The organism is Streptomyces sodiiphilus (genome assembly GCF_039529215.1).
GTDB lineage: Bacteria > Actinomycetota > Actinomycetes > Streptomycetales > Streptomycetaceae > Streptomyces > Streptomyces sodiiphilus.
The window spans coordinates 1-18759 of record NZ_BAAAMJ010000052.1 but is presented as its reverse complement, the minus strand read 5'-3'; the positions used below and the strand labels follow the sequence as shown (position 1 = coordinate 18759).

Genomic DNA, 18759 nt, shown 5'->3' with positions numbered 1-18759 from the left:
TCCATACCCCCGTAACGCCGTCTGCGCAGGCCGTACTGCCCCGGCCTCCGGCATTTAGCCGTCGCCCGTTCCCCGCGCACGTCCGCGCACGGCTGGCGACCCTCGACGGACACAAGATCGCTCTCGTCCGTCCCTACGTCCTCGCCCAAGAGCGCCGAAGGGCGGAGGAGCGACGGCTGCAACGCGAACGCCGTACCGCCGCAGTCCTCGCCACCGTCGGAATCGACTACCTCCCCGCGCCACCGTCGGCACGGCACCACACGATGACCCCACCAACCACTTACGCGGCGTGATCACCAGCGAGCGTGCGTGCCCTAGTGCCTCTCTGGCTGGTTCCCGCGCCCCGCGACTCCCCGCGAGCCGCCTCCCGTGGCCCACGCGGGTATCGAACTCCTGGCCTGAACAGATCAGCACGGCAAAGGGGCCAGGAACTGCAAGATCCCAACCCATCACCGAGTTCTCGGAGGAACGAGATGCCGACAGTACAGAACAGCCCCGTGGTCGAGGACGAACTCGCCCTGGACATCACGGTGGTCGAGGAGGGCGAGGCGGTAGACGCCCTGCTGTGCAGCACCGACAACGGGTGCGACACCCAGAAGCAGGGCGACTGCTGAGGCCCAGCGCGTGAGTCCGTCCTCAAGCCGTCCCGGCCATCGACCTGGCCGGGACGGCCCCCGGGCGAATCCGTCGGGGCCGACCGTTCAGGGACAAGGAGCTGTTGATGCAGTCGTACCGAGCCGTTGATGCCGCTCTCGTGCGCGCGACCGTGCGCTCCGGCCAGCCTCCTGCTTCGCCCTGGCCCGATGCCAACGATCCCGCGCGGGCTGAGACCGCGCGTGGCTGGCTCGTCCAGGCGTGGGAGCGGGCGGAAGTCGCAGAAGCGGTCGGCTTCGCCAGCCCAGCGCTTGCGTCGCGGGTCGCTGATGTCCTCGCCGGTCGTGATCTACCTCCCGCTCAGCTGCGGCGCGTGATCACGTCAGTGGCGCGGTACCTGGTGCGGATGCGCGGGCGGGCGACCCCGTTCGGCGCGTTCGCCGGCGTCGCGCCCCTCCGATTCGGCGCCGCGTGCGCCGCGCCGCTCGGCCGCGCGGATCAGCTGCGGGCGAAGGCGGACGCTCGGTGGTTAGCCGAGGTGATCGCCCGGCTGGAGTCGTGTGCCGAGGTACGGCGCCGGCTGCCGGTTCAGGTCAACAGCCTGGTGGCGGTACGCGGTGACCGGTTGGTGGTTCCCTGGGCGCCCCACGCCTCACGGGCGGCACGCGGCGCCTCCGCCGTCGTGTCGGTTCGCCGTAGCAGGGCTGTGGAAACTGTGGTGGAGCTGGCCCGTTCGCCGATGCGAGGCGGTGACCTTCTGGGGAAGCTGTCGGCGGAACTGCCCCAGGCGTCCACCGAGCGGCTGGAGAAGATGCTGGCCGAACTGATCGCCTGCGGGCTGCTGATCTCCGGCCTGCGGCCACCGGCCACCAGCCGCGACGGCCTCGCCCATCTCCTGGCGCGGTTGGACGCCATTGACGCGGCCGGGATCGGGGAGGTCTCCGCGCTGGTCGAAGAACTGCGCGGCATCCACGCTGAGCTGGCGCTGATCGGCAAGGCCCGGGAGGAGAAGCCGGTCCGCCGACGCATGCGGGCGCTGTCCGGCGTGGTCGAGCAGCCGATGATGGTTGACCTGCGGATCGACGGCTCGATGACGCTTCCGCAGGCTGTGGCCGACGAGGCCGCAGGCGCCGCCGACGCGCTGGCGCGGGCCACCCCGCACCCGGCGGGCGACCCTCGCCTCCGCGACTTCCACACCCGCTTCGTCGAACGCTACGGAGTCGGCGCACTGGTTCGGATTGATGAACTGATCGACCCCACCCACGGGCTCGGGTTTCCGCCGCACTACGCCGATGACGAGGACCGGACGGGCCTCGATCCGCGACTGTCGCACCGTGATGAACGGCTGCTCGCCCTCGCCCAGCAGGCGGCTCTGGACGGAGCGCGGGAGGTCGAGCTGAGCGAGGGATTCCTTGATCAGCTGACCGTCCATGCCCCGGTCCGGCCGCGCCCGGCACCCCATGTGGAGCTATGCGCCGAGGTCCACGCGTCCACCGTGGCGGACCTGAACCACGGCGCGTTCAGGCTGGCGGTACGGGGAGTCAGCCGCAGCGGCCTGGCGCTGTCGGGGAGATTCGTGGACCTGCTGCCCGCAGGGGACCAGCAGCGCATGGCCGACCAGTACGGCCGGCTGCCGACAACGGTGGACGGCGCCCTCGCCGCCCAGCTGTCCTTCCCGCCCCGATACCCGAAGCTGGAGAACGTAGCGCGGGCCCCACGGCTGCTGCCGACCGTACTGAGCCTGGCCGAGCACCGCGAGCCCGCTGATGACGATCTCGGTCTGGACGATCTGGCCGTCACCACGGACGGCGACCGGCTCTACGTGGTGTCGGTCTCGCGGCAGTGCGTGGTGGAGCCGGTCGTGGTGAACGCGGCGGCGCGCCGCGCCTGGCCGCCGGTGGCCCGGCTGCTGGTGGACATCGCGCGCTCCGGTACCGCGGCGGTCTCGCCGTTCGCCTGGGGCGCCGCCTCGGTCTTGCCATTCCTGCCTCGGGTGCGCTACCGCCGCAGCGTGCTGTGCCCCGCCCGCTGGCGGATCGACGCCCCTGCTCTGCCCGCGCCCGGCGCGCCACGCGAGGAGTGGACCCGGACCGTCGCCCTGCTCCGCGACCGCCTCGGCTTGCCCGCGTGGGTGAGCGTCGGGGACGCGGACCGCCTCCTCCGGCTGAACCTGGACGAAGCCATGGACGTGGACCTCCTGCGCGCCCACCTGGACCAGGCCACGCGGTCCGCCGAGAGCGTCACGATCGCCGAGGCGCCGACCCCCGCCGATCACGGCTGGTCGGATGGCCGCCCTCACGAGATCGTCGTCCCCTTGGCCGCCGCCAGGCCCTCGGCGCCCGCGCCCGCCATAGTGACCCGGGTCGCCACCGCCGCCGCGCCGTTGATCGGTACCGAGCATGGCGTCCTCCCCGGCGGACAGGTGCTGTTCGCCAAGCTCTACGGGGACCCCACCCACATCAACGCGGTCCTGACCGGCCGCCTGTCCCGGCTCCTGACCGAACTGGGGCACCCGACATGGTGGTTCATCCGCTACCGCCACCCGCGCTCCCACCTGCGGCTGCGCTTCCACCTTCACCCCGAGCACTACGGACCAGCCGTCGCGGCACTCGGCGCGTGGGCGGCTGAGCTGCGCCGCCACGGGCTGACCGGGGACCTGGACCTGAGCACGCACCGGCCCGAGATCGCCCGGTACGGCCCCGGGGAGGCGATGGACGCGGCACACGAGCTGTTCACCGCGGACTCTGCGGCGGCCGTCGCCCAGATCAGAGCCCTTGCCGCGGCGCGCGACATCTACCCTCGCGCGCTGACCGCCGCCAGCATGATCAACCTCGCCGCCGCCATGACCGGCGGACGCTCCGTCGGCATGCGCTGGCTCCTGGACCGCCGCCCCAGCCGCACCGTCGGAGCCCTGCCCCGAGAAGCGGTGCGCCAGGCCATCCACCTGGCCGATCCCGCCGACGACTACACCGCCCTCCGCAGCGTCGCAGAAGGCGAGCTGATCGCCGAAGCCTGGCAGAACCGCCACCGAGCAGCCGCCCGCTACGCCGCCAGCCTGGCCCGGACCCCAGACGCGCCGGCACCGGAAACGGTCCTGGTCTCCCTGCTGCACATGCACCACATCCGAGCGGTCGGCATCGACGCCGACGGTGAACGGATCACCGACCGCGTGGCGCGCGCCGTGGCTCTCGCCTGGTCCGCCCGCAGCAACACCCCGCGCGGCGGTGAACGATGACCCGCCCCGCTGCCGTCGCCCTCCCCGAGCACCTGACGAAGCGGGCCGCCGCCACCTCCACCCGCATCGCCGAGGCCCTGCGCCAACCCCCGCATCTGGACCCCAGCGAGGACCGCGGCCCCGCCAGCCCGCGATGGCGCGGACAGTCACTGTCCAAGGGCGCCGCGGGTGTCGCCATCCTGCACGGCCTACGTGCCCGCGCCGGGCTGACCGGCCCCGAGGTCGTGCACGGCTGGCTCGCCGCCGCCACCCGAGAGCCGCTGAGCGCCGGGAACGGCGCCGGCCTGTGGTACGGAGCCACCGCCCTCGCCTTCGCCCTCCGCGAAGCCGCCCCCAGCCACTACCGCCCGGCGGTCCGACAACTTGACGAAGCCGTAACCACCCTCGTCCGCACCCGGCTGGCCGCCGTCCACGCCCGGATCGACGCCGCAGCGCGCCCCGCGCTCAGCGAGTACGACCTGGTACGCGGACTCACTGGCCTGGGCGCCTACCAGCTGAAACACACCCCAGGCAGCCCTCAGCTGCGGCAGATCCTGGAGTACCTCGTACGTCTCACCCAGCCGGTCCCCGCCCGCGATGAGCCCGGCGGCGACGCGCCCGGCTGGTGGACCAGCGACACCCCCTCCGGAACGGCCCCGGACGCCACCGAGAGCGGACACATCGACCTCGGTATGGCCCATGGGATCACCGGCCCGCTCGCCCTGCTCGGCCTGGCCGCCCGCGCGGGCGTCACGGTCTCCGGACACCGAGAGGCCATCGACCGGATTGCCACCTGGCTGGAGACCTGGAGGCAGCACGGGCCCGGCGGAGCGTGGTGGCCCGAACGCGTAGGGCTTGCCGAACTCCGTACTGGCCGCTGCCACCAGGACGAGCCCCGGCGCCCGTCCTGGTGCTACGGGACCCCGGGCATCGCACGAGCACTACAACTCGCCGGCGCTGCCACCGGCGACCGCGCCCGCCAGGAGCGGGCCGAGCAGGCCCTGGCCGACTGCCTGGCCGACCCGCGCCAGCTGGCCTGGCTCACCGACCCGGCCATGTGCCACGGCTGGGCCGGAGTCTTCACCACCACCTGGCACGCCGCCGCCGACGCCCGCACCGACACCCTCGCCGACCACCTGCCACACCTGCTTCACCAACTCCTCGCCCGCGCCCCCGAGATACCCCCAGCGGACGAACCCATCGGACTCATCGAAGGCAGCGCGGGGATCGCGGCGGCCCTGCACCTCGCAACGACCGGAACCGGCGGGTGGGAAACCTGCCTGCTGATCAACTAAGAGGCGGCCACCATGAACGACTCGGACAACTCACCACGCGACGGCCAGCCCTGGCTTCAGGTGACCTTCTGGTGCCAGACCTGGCAGGCAGCCGAAGAGGCCGCCGTGGCCCATCTGGGCCCTCAGCTCGCAGCGGCCGAACGCGCCGGGCTCCTCACCGGCTGGTGGTTCATCCGCAAGGACACCAGCTGGCGTGTGCGCTACCTGCACAGCCCCGGCCGAGAGAAGGAGGCGCGCGCCTGCTTCGAGGAGATCATGCGGGACCTCGTGGCAGACGGCTCCATCCAGCGCTGGGCCGAAACCCTTTACGAACCCGAAGCACACGCCTTCGGCGGCCCAGAGAGCATCGACATCGCCCACACCCTCTTCCACGCCGACAGCCACCACCTCCTGGACCACCTACGCGACCGAGGAGCCCGATACCGCAGCGAACTGGGAATCTTCCTTGCCTGCGCGCTGCTCCGCGGCGCCGGACAGGACTTCTACGAACAGGGCGACATCTGGGCGAAGGTCGCCGCACACCGCCCCACGGACCGGCCTCCCACAACCACCGAGATCGAAAACCTGCACCGGCTGCTGACCACGCACCCGACCAGCACCGTCTGCGCGCCCACATGGCTGGCCGCCTTCGACAGCGCGGGCGCCACGATGGCCGACCTCGCCCAGAAGGGCCGCCTCACCCGTGGACTGCGCGCCGTGCTCAGCCACCTTCTCCTGTTCGCCTTCAACCGGGCCGGGATTCCCGCCGCCCGGCAAGGGCTCCTGGCACAGGCCGCCGCCCACGCCGTCTTCCACCGCGACCCCGCCCCGGCAAGGAGCCGAACTATCCCGTCCGTCACGGAGCGCGCCACTAGGGTGACCGAGGTGAACATCACCGACACCCCCAACCTTGAGCAGCTGCGCACCGGCCTCGTGGAGTACATTCGTAAGCGCGGCACCTTCCACACCCCGGCGGTCGAAGCGGCCTTCCAGCGCGTCCCGCGCCACCTCTTCCTGCCCGGCGTGGACCCGGAAACCGCCTACGCGCCCCAGGTCGTGGTGACCAAACGAGCCGAGGACGGCAGTGCGCTCTCCTCCGCCAGCCACCCGAACATGGTCGCCGCCATGCTCGAACAGCTCGACGTCCGCCCCGGCCACCGCGTGCTGGAGGTCGGCGCGGCCACCGGTATCAACGCCGCCCTCCTCGCCGAACTCGTCGGACCCACCGGCACCGTGGTCACCATCGAGATTGACGACGACCTCGCCGAAGGCGCCCGTACCGCCCTGGCCGCCGCCGGATACGACCAGGTGGAAGTGGTGTGCGCGGACGGCGCCTTCGGCCACCCGGACCGAGCCCCGTACGACAGGATCATCGTCACCGCCGGAGCCTGGGACATCCCCACCGCGTGGTGGCAACAGCTCACCCCCACCGGCCGCATGGCCGTACCCGTACGCCTCCACGAATCCGGCCTGACCCGCTCCATCGCTTTCGACCGCGAAACCGCCAACCGCATGGTCAGCGCCTCCGCCCAGGTCTGCGGCTTCGTCCCCCTCCGCGGCGCCTCCGACACCGCCAGCTACTCCGTACAACTGGCCGACGACATCACCCTCAGCCTCACCCCCGGCGAAGCCGACGCCGCCGACGCACTCCGCCAGGCCCTGACCCACCCCGGGCACGAGGTGTGGACCGGCATCACCATCGACGACCACGATCCCGTCGAACACCTCGACCTCTGGCTCGCCACCAACACGCCCCACTTCGCCCGCCTCTCCGTCGGACGAGCCGCACGCGACAGCGGACAGGCCACCCCCGCCCTGCGGTGGGCGGGCGCCGCGCTGCACGACGGCGCCGGCACCCTCGCCTACCTCACCCTGCGCCCGGTCAATGACCACACCGACGAACTCGGCTTCATCGTCCACGGCCCCGACCACACCGCGATCGCCACCCGTACCACCGCGCTGCTGCACCGCTGGGACAAGGAACGCCCCGCCCAGCCCACCCTCACCGCCCACCCCGCCGACACCCCGGGCGCCGAACTGCCGGACGCGATCCGCATCGACAAACCGCAGACCACGCTCACCCTCACCTGGTGACGCGGCCCACCCGCTGCCGGTGAAACCGCCGGGCGGCCCGAACAGGAGGCAGACCCGTGCACATGCTGGACCCCTGCGAGCTGGCCGCCCGGCGCTTCCCCCTCATCCCACGAGGCAAGCCACCGTGCCCGCCGCTGGACGCACGCCTCGCCCAGATCCGGACCCGCGCCACCGACAGGACTCTGCTCCGTGCCGCGCAGGCCCACAATCTGGCCGCGCTGACCGCCAGCGACACCGGACAACCCGAACTCGCCCACCAGCTCTGCATACGGCAGGTCACGCTCTTCCTCGCGGCCCAGCCCTTCAACGCGGACACCGCCAAGCTCGCACTGCAACCACTGATCAACATCGGCCGGTTACTGACCCGCGACGGCCAAGGCACTGCTGCCTATCATCTCTTCGAGCAACTCCTCGCTGCAGCGAAGTCCCGCACCGAAACCGAGATCAGCGGCACCACCGTCTCCTTCGCCCGACTCACTACCAGCGCGGCCGAGCACCGCGAGATCGTCCGATGGCTCTGGACGGTCCTCCTCACCGACGGAACCCGTGCCCTCGTCCAAGCCGGCCGCTGGACCGAAGCCCTCCACCACGCCCACCAGCACAACGCCATCGGCCAACGACTCCTCGACGGTCGCCAGATCGCCATCCTGGCGCACAGCGCCACCGGAGACCACGAGATCGCCCTGGCCACCCTCGACGCCTCCGACACCGCCGCCCCCTGGGAAACCACCGTCGCCGCCACCCTCCGAACCCTCTGCCTGACCCGCGCCGACCAGGACTCCGGCACCGCCGCCACCCAGATGGCCGATCGCTACCTCGCCCTCGACGACCCCGGCCGCGATCACTCCGCCTTCCGCACTCGCCTCGGCCTCTGCGCCCTCGACCTCACACCAGACCCAGCCACACGCCCACGCATCACCGACGCCCTCACCCGCCAAGCCCTCGAAGCCCAAGACGCCTACACCGCCCGCGACCTCCTCACCCACCGAAGTGGCAACGCCACGGCGGGCACGGACACTCGGAGCGCGCTGCAGGACCTCGTTCACGCCGCAGCACTGGGCCGAGGAACACTGCCCACCGAACAACAGGCAGACCTTCTGGAATCAGCCCGCCTCAGCGAGACGACTCTGGCTGCCACCCTGCACAAGCACAGAAGCCGTCCGGAGAAGGTGCGCTGAGTACCACGTTCAGGGGATGATCCGGAAAGTACCCTGCGGCGTCCTCGTACGGTCGCTAACCTCGAAGCGTGGATTCACGATCTTCTGAACTCTTCGCCGCAGCGGCCCTCCAGTTCTACCGTGGCGAATCTCTGCGGTTCTTCGATCGGTGCCCGACGCACAAGGTTTTCCACATTGATGGCCCTAACGATAGCCGCCTCGATCTACTGGTTGGCAATCGACTTGTCGATGTCGGCATTGTGACCGATCGCAAATTGCAGGAAAGCCGCATCATGGCGGGCAAGAAAATCGGAACTGAAGACTGGAAAGGTTAATACAGCTGGCGGGTTCTTGTTCCGCTTGCTTATAGAGATCGCCATGGGCAGGAGCGGTATGCCCGTGCGGAGAAGCTCCGACAGCAGTGCTTGAGCACGATTGAGGCGCTGGAAGGATGCATGGGACACACGTGCCCCCCGGGTCGCGGCTTTCGGTGTTCCCTCGTACAGATGAACTCTCCTCTGCTCCCTGCGGGATTCCTTTGGAATGATTGGCATTTCTTCGCGTGGGAGGATTGCGGGGAGACAAAGCAAGTTGAGATGGCGACGATGTGGGGATACACCAGCCCGTCGGGTCTGTTCACTGACACCATCACGTCTCTGGTTAACGGGGATGGCACGAGGTCGAGTGACATCAAGAAGAAGATGGAGAGATTTCGGTCCCCGCAGATCCAAGGCCGGGAGGTATTTCTCGTTCCCGAGATGGATTTCCTCAGTGCTGCCCGTCAAGATATTCTCACCTGGCAGCTCACACCCAGGAGGATGAAGAGGTTTATTACGGGGGTGTACGTATCTGCTCCGAGTCTCGGCGGAGTTGCTTATTGGAGTCGTCAGAATATCGGCAGCTGGGACTTCAAGCCTTTTCCCAAGGGATTCGCCTATGACTACTTCTGTCCCGACGGCTGAGTGCGGCCCTCAATTGGCGTCGCTCAACTGGCTGCGACAGTTGATTGCAAGGGGCGACGGTTTCCCCATCGGCGGTGCCAGCTGCGGATCGGGGTGAAGCTGCCGTACTCGACGTACAGGGGTGTGGCCACGATCAGGCGGCTCATCCAGCGCGTGTCGTCGAGATGCATGACCACTCGTGCCAGCCCGGCGAGGCGCTGACGTTGGTGGCGTGGGTGGTGGCGGTCAATTACTCGGTACACCCAGTGCCCCACCTGCTCGGGGTCATTGATCGACCAGTCACGGTGTTCTGGGGCCACTACCTCTCGTAGAAGGTGGCTGTCACCCCGCTCGTCGCAGGTGTTGAGCAAATGGATCATCTCGTACATCCATCGGGTTCCTGACCCCATGCGGCTGTTGCCGGCCCCGCCGCCGGCCGGGGCGCACCGGTCCATCAAGTGACACGCCGAACCGCAGAGCAGGACTTCGACCGGCCGGTCTGAGTCTGTTTGCGGAGCCGCGCCGCCGAAAAGTACGACATCGTCCTTCACGTTCGGGAGAGCGCTGTCTTCGTGGGCAGTCCCGTACCCCATGCGGAGGTCGAAGCGCAGCCAATCGCCCGGTGCAAGGTGCCGGTCGTGGATGTCTCCTGCCTGGCGGTCGATGTGCTTGAGAACTTTGTGGAAGCGTGCCCGGAGGTCGTGTCCGTTGTCATCAGATGTTCCTGCTTCGAGTCGAGCGTTGATGACGGCGACATCGACGCCAAGCTCCGCGGCTTGGAGAGCGATGTTCCCGCCACGTGGCATGAACGCATCGAGCTTGGGCTGGGACAGGTACAGCAGTTCGCGCACAGTAGTCCTCCATGCATTGCTTGTGACGACTGCAAGGGGGCTCCCCACAGGGATGTCGTCTCATGCGCAGCTCTCTCATGCTGCGCTCCGGTCGATTGTTTCCAGCCATCGTCGCTTTCGCTCACCTGATCGGTGACCGAGAGAGCCAGGATCGCCGACTGCACGCGTCGGAGGGAGATGCGATCCGAGCCGCCCCCGCGTGGCTCGGTGCGGGAGACCGGTGGGAGAAAGATGGGTGAACGCGCTCCCGGAGTACCTTCCCCGTACTTGGTCGTAGCTATTGCTAACCATCCGCTGAGCTGCGAAGAGAGCATGAATCCCTAGGTCAGAGGTCTGGGGGTCATGGTCTATGAACCAGAAGGTTGCAGGTTCGAATCCTGCCGAGCGCGCGCATCCCGATTCGCGGGCCCCTTGATCGTCGAGGGGCCCGTTTGTCGTGTGCGGAGGCTTCGTCGTGTGCGAAGGCCCGCGCTCGTGGTGCTGGTGCGCGCCCCTTTGTGCGGCTGTCCGCTGTCTTGTCGCCGCAAGGGTGACGAACCGCCCACTTGGCTACCCCCGGCTGTCTACTCTGTGTGTACGCCGCGTCGCTCGTGGCATTCATGGAGGAGGAGTCCTGTGTCATCGCTCTACGACCCGCAGCATTCTCCCGTCGGTGACGTGGGAGCGGCGCTGATGATGGTCGACTCCCGGCTCAAGGGCATCCGCGACGGCGGCACCGGGAACGACGCCGAACAGCAGGCGCTGGTCGACCAGTTCATCGCGTCACTGGGCCCCGACGGAGCCGAGGACGTGCTGGAGGGCACGTGCACGCTCATCTTCACGTTCATGACCTGGCTCAGGAAGGCCCACGAGGATCATGGCAAGGACGTCATCGAGTACGTCGTGCCCAACCTCGTGGCCACGATGCGCATGATGCCCAAGAGCGTCAGCCCCGAGGCCATCCCCACCATGGCCGGCCTGGTCATCGCGGCGGCCAACGACCTGAGCCCCAACCTGTGGCGCAAGCAGTACGGGTACTGGACGGAGGCGGAGATGACCCCCCTGGAGGTCACCGCCTTCCTGCTCGCGGAGCACATCAACCGCATGACCGACGACCCGGACTTCGCCGTCCGCCTGATCAGCGAGGCTCTGTACGGCGCGGAGGAGCACTGACCGGGCCCTGAAGCGCCGGGCTCCTCGCGGTTCGAGGGCCCGGTCGCCGTCGGGTGAACGGCGCGGCGCGACGCGGCCCGCCCGGTGGTGAGGGGCGGGCCGCGTCCTGCGGACGGTGATGCTCCTGCCGGCGTCAGCCGAAGTTCTTCTGCCGGACGTCCCAGTCGGTGCCGCACAGCCCGCAGTCGGGGCCGGTGAACTGCGCACCGCTCGCCGGGTCGCCGCGCAGCTGCCACTGCAGCCAGTGCACGCCGACCCGGCCGAACTCGCCGCCGTTCGGCTCGGGGAAGGTGCCGTAGTGACCGACGTCGAGGTTGCCCATGAAGGCGGGCAGGCCGGCCGGCAGCCGGCTCCCAGTCGTCCATCGCGTTGCGGTAGGCGATGTCGGAGGGGCCGCCGATGAAGTAGGCGATCGGTGCGTGCAGCCGCCGCAGGAGAGGCTTCTGGGTCTGGCGGAGCAGGCCGCTGTTCCAGATGACGGTGGTGGTGATCCGCGGGTCGTCGGCCACCTCTATGGTTTCGATTCCGCCGCAGGACTGGCCCATGACGGCGATCTTCGTGGTGTCGATTTTCCCGCGGTATTCGCTCAGCGGCCGGGAGTTCTCCGCAATGGCCCAGTCCATGGCCTCGATCAGCATGTCGGAGGACGTGGACCCGGAACCGCCGGGCCGGCCGTTGGCGATCACCAGATAGCCGTGCGAGGCGAATTCGGTGAGGATGTTCCGGAACCAGGTGCCGTCCGCGCGGCAGGCCCCGTTGCCCCAGACCACGATGGGCAGCCGGACGTCCGTGGGCAGGGTGTCGGGGCGGTAGACGGTGTGGTTCCGGAGCCTCACAGTGGTCTCGTAGCCGGCCGGGTAGGGGCCGGTTCCGCCCGTGGCCGAGACGGAACCGGCTGCCGGTGCGGAATGGTCTGCGGCCGGTGAACCGGCCGCGACAGCGGTCGTCGCGGTGAGCACGCCGACGGCCACCAGAACGCCGAGAATCGTACTGCGCAATCGCATGGGACACTCCATGGATTCGAGGGGGGAATGCAGTGCGTCGTGGTCGAGAACCCTGACACACGCTCTCTCCCTCTTGCCAGCAATTCTCCCGGAAACCGGCGATATTGCCGATATCCGGGAGCTCTTCACCGGGCGCGGGCGCGGGCGCCCGGGGCGAGTGGTGATGCCGACCGCCGGGGCAACCCCCCTCTCAGCTGCCCCGGCGGTGGTTCTGTGCCGGCGCGCGCTCCGAACGCGCGCCGCGGCGGGCGGGGTCAGCCGGCAGGGGACGCGGCGGGCCCGGGGTGCAGGTACTTCTCCAGCTCCCGGATGCGGACTTCCGGCTCGGGATGGCTCATCAGCAGGCGCTCGCCCCGCCCGGTGCGCTGCTGCTCGGCCTCCGGCCCGGCCCCGGACGCCTGCCGCTCCTCCATCTCGAACTGCCGGAACACCGCGACCAGCGTCGGGGCGAAGCCCAGTTCGGCGGCCTTGCGGTCCGCGCGCAGCTCACCCTTGCGGCCCAGCCACGCCATCAGATACGGCCCTGCCACGACCGGCAGGAACAGCCACCAGGCCATCATCACCACGAACAGGGCGACGAACAGCAGAGGCACCCCGAACAGTCCCCGGGTGACGATCACGACCCGGGCGATGCCCCGAAGGATCGCCCGCATGACGGCGTACGTGATCCGGGCCGGCTGCATGTACCAGGTGGTCATCAGGCCGATCCAGGTGTGGCCGCCGATGTGATGGCCGAGTTCGTGGGCCAGGATCCCGGCGAGCTGACCGGGTGGCAACTGCCGCATCGAGTACTCGGTGACGGCCACGATGTGCCCGGCCGCGGCGTAGGCGTTGAGCCCGTCCCCCTTCTCGATCCACAGCTCGTAGTTCGCCTGGTCCACTGCCGCGCGCTTGGTCACCTCCCGCCAGATGGGGGCCAGGTAGGCCATCTCGTCCCGGTCGGGGACCCGGAGGCCGAGTATCCGGCGGGCGAACCACCGCTCGGTGGGCCGGTGGAACACCAGGAGCACCGGCACCGCGAGCCAGAGGACGACCGGCACCCACCAGGCGTCCCGGAAGAAGACGGCGGTCAGCGGTACCAGGACGAACAGGCTGCACAGCAGGCCGGGCAGCAGCACCAGCCCGAGCTGGCCGATGGCGGTGGCGTCGGCGCCCCGCTGGCGGGCCGCGATGTAGTCGCGGTCGCGGTCGTGCAGCAGCAGGTCGCGGGAGGGGTCGAACTGCCGTGGCGGGGACGGCGGTGAGGGCTGGGCCGGTGCCTGCGGCCCGGGGTGCGGGTCGTGCGGCTGCGGCCCGGGGGGTTCCGGGACAGGGCTGCCGCCGGTGCCCGGGTACGCCGGGGGCGCCGCCTGGCCGGTGGCGGGCAGCCCCGGCCCGGCCGTCCCGGGATACGCAGGGGGTGCCTGCGGTGCCGGGGACATGGCGGGCGCGGCGGGTGTGGCGCTGCCGGGATACGGCGGGGCGCCATCAGCCGTGCCGTCGTGCGGGGCGACCGCCCCGGGGAGCGCCCCCGCGGGCGCGCCGGTGCCCGGGTACGGCGGGGGGCCGCCGGCCGGGGAGGGCGGGGCCGATGCCCCGGGGCCCGGGTACTGCCGGGGGACTTCCGCCCCGGGGTACGGCGGGGCGCCGGGGCCGGAGTGGGACGGGGTGCCCGCCCCGGGATACGGCGGAGGCGGCGGCACGGGGGAGGACGAAGGCGAGGACGCCGGGATCCGGGGGTCGGGAAGAGCGGGCGCGGCGGAAGGCGTGAGCAGGTCGCTCGGGTGCACCGGAGGCGTCCCCGGTGCCGGTGCCGGTGCCGGTGCCGGCGGCCGTGTGGCGGGTTGCGGCTGTTCGGCGGGCCGTGGTTCCCGGCCCGCCGTCTGCTCCCGCGTCCGGTCCCGCGTCTGCTCCGGTGGTGTGTCCGGTGAAGGCGGAGGAGTGTTGTCCATGATCTCTCCTGTCGGAAGCGGAACCGTACGGCTCCGCCGGTCGGTGCGGTGGTGCCTCGTGTGCGGGGCGCGGGGCCGGGTGGAGGAGCGTGGAGCCTGGGCGGGCGGCGGGGGTCAGGCCGTGAGCAGGGCGCCGGGGAGCAGCACCACCCCCGCGGCGAAGGCGCTCAGACCGACGCGCACCCAGCGGAGCTTGAGGGCGACGATGCGGCTGTTGGCGTCGAGAGCGGCCACCAGGCCGTGCTGCGGGGCCTGTTCGGTGCGCGCGAGCGACTCGGCGAGCAGCCCCTGGCCGGCGGCCCGGCGGATGTCGCCGAAGTACGTCAGCGGCATGCCCGGTTCCCAGTCCCCGAGCCGGTAGCGGGGGAGGATGGCGAGCAGCAGCGCGGCCAGGGAGACCACGAGGGAGAGGGCTCCCGCCCACAGGAGGACCCGTCCGCCGGCAGGCAGCGCGGACGCGGACCGGCCGAGGTCCGCGACCAGCTTGCCGAAGAGTCCGCTGATCAGGCCGAGGGCGGCGATCAGGACGGCCGCCTTGTTGTCGGCGCGACCGATCTCCGCCCGCAGCTCGGCGAGCAGCCGGTCGCCCGTGGGGGGTGCGGGGCGCTGCCCGGCCCGTAGGGCGGGGGCGTCGTCGGGTGTCCCGGGCGCGGCGGGGGCGGCGGCCGGTCCGGTGTCCGCGGTCATGGCGTTCTGCTCCTCACGTCGGTCGTCGCCCGGTGCCGGGGCGGGGGCTCACTCGGGTTCGGGGCCGCCCGCGGGGGGCGGGGGCGGATAGGCGGCCGTCCGTGGATCGACGGTCCGCGGATCGGGGGCCCCCGGCGGCGCCTGGGGTGCGGGCGGTGCGGGCGGGACCGGGGGGACACCGGGTGCGGGGGGTGCGGCGGCCGGGTACGGCGGCGGCGCGGTGTCCGGTCCGGCGGCCGGGAGCTGTGCGGGCGGCTGTGCCGGTCCGGCGAAGTGGTCGTGGATCCGGCGCAGCGTCTGCCGGGTGGCGTCCTCCAGCTGGTAGTCCTCGAAGCGGCCGGTGTCGGCGACCTGCCGCAGCAGGTCGAGCTGTCCGGTGATGGCCGCCTTCTGGTCCTCGCGCAGCCCGTGCGAGGCGTTCGGCAGGTCCTCCGGGCGCTGGGCCAGCTGCAGCGCCCACTGCAGCACCCCTCCGTGCTCCAGGTAGTAGCGGTAGAACTCGGCCTTCTGGGCCAGCAGTTGCTGTTCCTGCTGCGCCTGGAGGGCGTCCAGCTGGTACTGGTAGCCGGCCCGGGCCTGTTCCAGTTCGTACTGGGGCCGCAGCAGGTCGTGCCGGTAGCCGATGTCCCGGAGCTGGGTGCGCTGGTCGCGGGCCGCGTCGTCCAGTTCGAGCCGCACCGCGCAGGTCACGTGCAGCCCGTACTCGCCGGCCGGCTGCAGTGCGTTGATGTCGTCCTGCACCGCCTCCTCGGCCTGCCGGCTGTGCTCGATGGAGAACCCGCGGCTGACCCGCCGCATGCGCTGCTCCAGCTTCGGGCGCAGGATGGCCGGGACGTCGCGCAGCCCGCTGTCCACCACCCGGTCGGGCGCCGTGACCTGCCAGGTGAGCTCCGCTTGGGTGCCGAAGGTGAAGGCCTCGTCGTCCGAGGGAAGCCGGAAGTCCAGCGTGAGGTGGTGGATACCGGTGTCGACCTCGTGGACCGAGACGTAGCGTCCGGCGGCGAGCTCGGCGCGGGTCGGGCGGTGCGGGGGGACGTACACGGCGTACTTGCCGCGGCCGTCGGAGAAGACCAGCGCGTGATCGATCTGGCTGGTCGGCCTGCGCATGGTGAACTCGAAGCGTGACAGCTGGCGGACGATCAGCACCGGGTCGACGATGTCGCTGCCGCGCCGGGCGTGCTGATTCCATTCGGCCGCGTAGCGGAAATCGGCCATGGGGGTGGCTCCTTGTCGTGCGGGTGGGTGTGCGGCCGGGGGGCCGGTGGTCAGGGATGGGTGGCCGCCGCAGTCGCGGCGCCGGGCTCCGGCCGCCCGCCGGGCGGATCCCCGCCGCCGTGGAGCAGGACCCGCAGCAGCCGCCCGGCCACCTCGGGCGGCGGGCCGCCGTCCTCGCCGGGCATGGTGCGCAGCAGGTAGCCGAGGCGGTCCCGGTCCGGCTGCGTCACGGTCAGGGCGGCGAGCATCCGGGCCAGCGCCGCCTCGGTGAGCGGGTCGCGGCCGGCGGCCGGGATCCATTCGCGCAGCCGGTCCTGCAGGTACCGGGTGGCGGTCCTGTCCGACAGGGTGTGCCGCCACAGCCGGATCAGTTCCCGGCGGACGGGGGAGCCGTGCGGCTCCTCGTCGTACCGGGCCAGCAGCAGCGGCCGGCTGGCCGGGTCCTCCTCCGGCCGCTCGCGCCGCCGGGCGGCGCTGAGCAGGGCGCAGTACGCCAGGACCCGCAGCTTGTCCGAGTCGTGCCGGCACCACTCGTTGAGGCGCGCCGGCACCTGCTCACCGGTGGCGGACAGCAGCAGCAGTTCGGCCGCCTCCACCAGGCTGCGGAACTCCTCGCGCGTGGAGGAGCCGCCCTCCAGGTCGTCCAGAGCGGTGATGTCGGGCAGGTCGCCGGCCCGGGCGCGGGCCTCCAGGGCGTCCAGGGTCTCCTCGGGGAAGTGGGTCCCGACCAGCGCGTAGGCCCGCACGGCGGTCCACCGGCGGCGCGGGTGCTCGTCGAGGATCCACTGGCGCAGGATGCGGCGGACGCCGGGGGTGCCGGCGGAGGCGGTCAGGGCCAGCGCGTTGGCCGCCTGGAGGGACAGCCGGTAGTCGCTGCCGGAGGCCCAGTCGGCCAGCAGCCCGTGCATGGCCGAGGACAGGTCCTGGTCGGCGAGGACGGCGGCGGCGACCCCGGCCCGGGTGCGGACGAACGGGTTGCCGTGGCGCGCCAGATCGGTCAGCCAGGCGGACATCGGCGCACGGACGGCGGGGTGCCCGTCCCACGCCTCGCGGATCAGCAGGCCGGCGGCCCGGGTGTCCCGAAAGCGGATCATGGTCTGCAGCACGGGACCCCAGGGGGTCTCCTCGCTCTCGGCGTAGCTGGTGGCGCGGGCCAGGTCGAGCCGCTGCCCCAGGGAGGTGCTGAAGATCTCCAGCCCGGGGTCCTTCTCCGGGCTCTCCACGGACTGCATGCGCCGGCACAGCAGGTCGCCGAGTTCGGCCGTCAGCGGGTAGGGCCCCTTGTCGCAGACGGACAGCGCGATCAGGAAGCCCTTCTCCCGCAAAGACAGGTTGGTGCCCTCGTCCCGGGCGGAGGCGCTGAGCCACTCGCGGACCTGTTCGCGGACGGTCTCCTCGCCGAAGCTGCGCAGTTCCCCGGCGCCGATGTCCCCGTGGTGGTAGCGGTCCACCTGCACGGCGAAGGCGGCGATCTCTCCCACCGGGCGGCCGGTGGAGACGAACTCCCGGACCGGCTCCTCGTCCAGCAGGCCGGTCACGGTGTCCTCCCGGGCGTTCTCGCCGGCCTCCGGGTCCGGGGTCAGTCGGTCCCGGAGGTGTGCGGCGAACACCTCGGCGGGGGTGGGCGGCTCCCACGTCACCGGGCGCACGCCGCGCAGTTCCGCCGACGACTCGACGGTGACGACCAGGAACGCCTCCTGCTTGCGCATCCTTTCCCCGCAGCGCAGCAGGTGGTACTGGCGCAGTGGGTCGCTGCGCCGGGTGGGCAGGTCGCGCAGCACGTAGCCGTCGGCGTCCTCGGCGTCCTTCAGGAGCGTGGCGGGGCCGGACTCGGGGTCCAGGGCCCGGATGCGTCCGGACACCGCCCGGCGCAGCAGCATCAGTGCGGCGGTGTACCGGCCGGTGCCGTGGCCGCCGCGCAGTACGACCACCCGGTCGGCCAGCAGCTGCCGCAGGGCCTCCTCGAAGGCGGGCCCCGCGTGGAAGACGCGCGCCAGGCGGTCCAGGTCCCCGGCGGGTATCTCGCCGGACTCCTGGAGCTGGGGGGTGGCCATGGTTCCGTACTGGTGGATCGTGTTGCCCGTGAAGTAGCCGCCCTCGACCGTGCCGCCGGCGAGGACGTTGCGGTCGCCGAGAACGGTGTGGTCGCCGAAGTCCGGGGAGCCGCCGGTGAAGTAGGTTCCGCCGCGCTGGAAGGCCCCGCCGAGGTGGTCCCGTAGTTCCTGGGCCGCCGCCCAGGCGTCCCGGGGGCGTTCGGACTCGTCGGCCGGGGCGGACGGCGGGTGCGGTGCCGCCTCCTGTACGGGGTCCGGGGTGTCGTGGCGGTCCGCGGCGGGCGGCTCGGCGGTGGGCGGTGTCCGCGGGGCGCGGGCCTCGGGGCCGGCTGCCTGCGGTCCGGGTCCGCCGCGCAGCCTGGGGCCCTGGAACTCGGGGCTCCTGGGTCCGGGGTTACCGGGTCCGGGGGTGCGCGGCCCGGGGGCCGGGGGGCGGGCAGCTCTGGGGTCGTCGCTCACCGGTCGTTCTCCTCGTCCGGCCCAACGTGCTTGCCGCCCATGAAGAAGCCGCCCTCGACCTTCCCGCCGGCGAGGATGTTCTGGTCGCCGAGGACGGTGTGGTCGCCGAAGTCCGGGGAGCCGCCGGTGAAG

The 18759-nt window shown here is 71.3% G+C and carries 14 protein-coding genes and 1 pseudogene; 8 read left to right on the top strand and 7 right to left on the bottom strand.

The features are described 5' to 3' along the window. The first annotated feature begins 473 nt into the window (after nt 1–473). The 7 genes from ABD299_RS20070 (at nt 474) to ABD299_RS20040 (ending at nt 9295) form a co-directional block, all read left to right on the top strand. Entirely contained in the window at nt 474–614 is a 141-nt protein-coding gene (locus tag ABD299_RS20070; RefSeq protein WP_344264485.1) for a hypothetical protein, read from the top strand. 107 nt (nt 615–721) lie between these two features. Then, nucleotides 722–3829: a lantibiotic dehydratase gene (locus tag ABD299_RS20065; RefSeq protein WP_344264482.1), complete on the top strand. Its 3108-nt coding sequence runs from the start codon at nt 722–724 to the stop codon at nt 3827–3829. Continuing rightward, nucleotides 3826–5103, top strand: coding sequence for a lanthionine synthetase C family protein (locus ABD299_RS20060; RefSeq protein ID WP_344264479.1), 1278 nt, complete (start codon nt 3826–3828; stop codon nt 5101–5103). Before ABD299_RS20065 ends, ABD299_RS20060 begins: the two co-directional genes overlap by 4 nt. 12 nt (nt 5104–5115) lie before the next feature. Continuing rightward, nucleotides 5116–7176, top strand: coding sequence for a methyltransferase, FxLD system (fxlM, locus tag ABD299_RS20055; RefSeq protein ID WP_344264476.1), 2061 nt, complete (start codon nt 5116–5118; stop codon nt 7174–7176). Nucleotides 7177–7232: 56 nt separating this feature from the next. Then, a complete protein-coding gene (locus ABD299_RS20050; RefSeq protein WP_344264473.1) occupies nt 7233–8354 on the top strand; it encodes a hypothetical protein in 1122 nt (373 codons plus the stop codon). Nucleotides 8355–8422: 68 nt separating this feature from the next. Then, nucleotides 8423–8668 (top strand): hypothetical protein, encoded by a 246-nt coding sequence (locus ABD299_RS20045; RefSeq protein WP_344264470.1) that lies wholly within the window; start codon nt 8423–8425, stop codon nt 8666–8668. A 171-nt stretch (nt 8669–8839) separates the two neighbouring features. Then, the gene (locus tag ABD299_RS20040) at nt 8840–9295 is read left to right on the top strand and encodes a hypothetical protein (protein WP_344264468.1); all 456 of its coding nucleotides are present in this window, start codon (nt 8840–8842) and stop codon (nt 9293–9295) included. A gap of 23 nt (nt 9296–9318) precedes the next feature. Here ABD299_RS20040 and ABD299_RS20035 read toward each other — a convergent pair whose 3' ends face one another. Then, on the bottom strand, nt 9319–10125 hold the full coding sequence (locus ABD299_RS20035; protein ID WP_344264465.1) for an SAVMC3_10250 family protein: 807 nt from the start codon (nt 10123–10125) through the stop codon (nt 9319–9321). 615 nt (nt 10126–10740) lie between these two features. On the opposite strand from ABD299_RS20035, the gene ABD299_RS20030 reads away from it, so the two are divergent. Continuing rightward, nucleotides 10741–11277: a hypothetical protein gene (locus tag ABD299_RS20030; protein WP_344264462.1), complete on the top strand. Its 537-nt coding sequence runs from the start codon at nt 10741–10743 to the stop codon at nt 11275–11277. 133 nt (nt 11278–11410) lie between these two features. Here ABD299_RS20030 and ABD299_RS20025 read toward each other — a convergent pair whose 3' ends face one another. From ABD299_RS20025 to ABD299_RS20000, 6 genes and pseudogenes are all read right to left on the bottom strand, one after another. Beyond that, complete coding sequence (locus tag ABD299_RS20025) at nt 11411–11599, bottom strand: hypothetical protein (protein ID WP_344264459.1); 189 nt, start codon at nt 11597–11599, stop codon at nt 11411–11413. Between the two features lie 220 nt (nt 11600–11819). After that, nucleotides 11820–12281 (bottom strand): annotated as a pseudogene (locus tag ABD299_RS25245) (alpha/beta hydrolase); the annotation flags it as partial. Between the two features lie 254 nt (nt 12282–12535). Then, nucleotides 12536–13702, bottom strand: coding sequence for a M48 family metalloprotease (locus ABD299_RS20015; protein WP_344264454.1), 1167 nt, complete (start codon nt 13700–13702; stop codon nt 12536–12538). Between the two features lie 624 nt (nt 13703–14326). Next, a complete protein-coding gene (locus tag ABD299_RS20010; RefSeq protein WP_344264451.1) occupies nt 14327–14899 on the bottom strand; it encodes a Pycsar system effector family protein in 573 nt (190 codons plus the stop codon). Nucleotides 14900–14947: 48 nt separating this feature from the next. Next, nucleotides 14948–16114 (bottom strand): PE-PGRS family protein, encoded by a 1167-nt coding sequence (locus tag ABD299_RS20005; protein WP_344264448.1) that lies wholly within the window; start codon nt 16112–16114, stop codon nt 14948–14950. Nucleotides 16115–16164: 50 nt separating this feature from the next. Then, nucleotides 16165–18627: a hypothetical protein gene (locus ABD299_RS20000; protein ID WP_344264445.1), complete on the bottom strand. Its 2463-nt coding sequence runs from the start codon at nt 18625–18627 to the stop codon at nt 16165–16167. Nucleotides 18628–18759 lie beyond the last annotated feature (132 nt).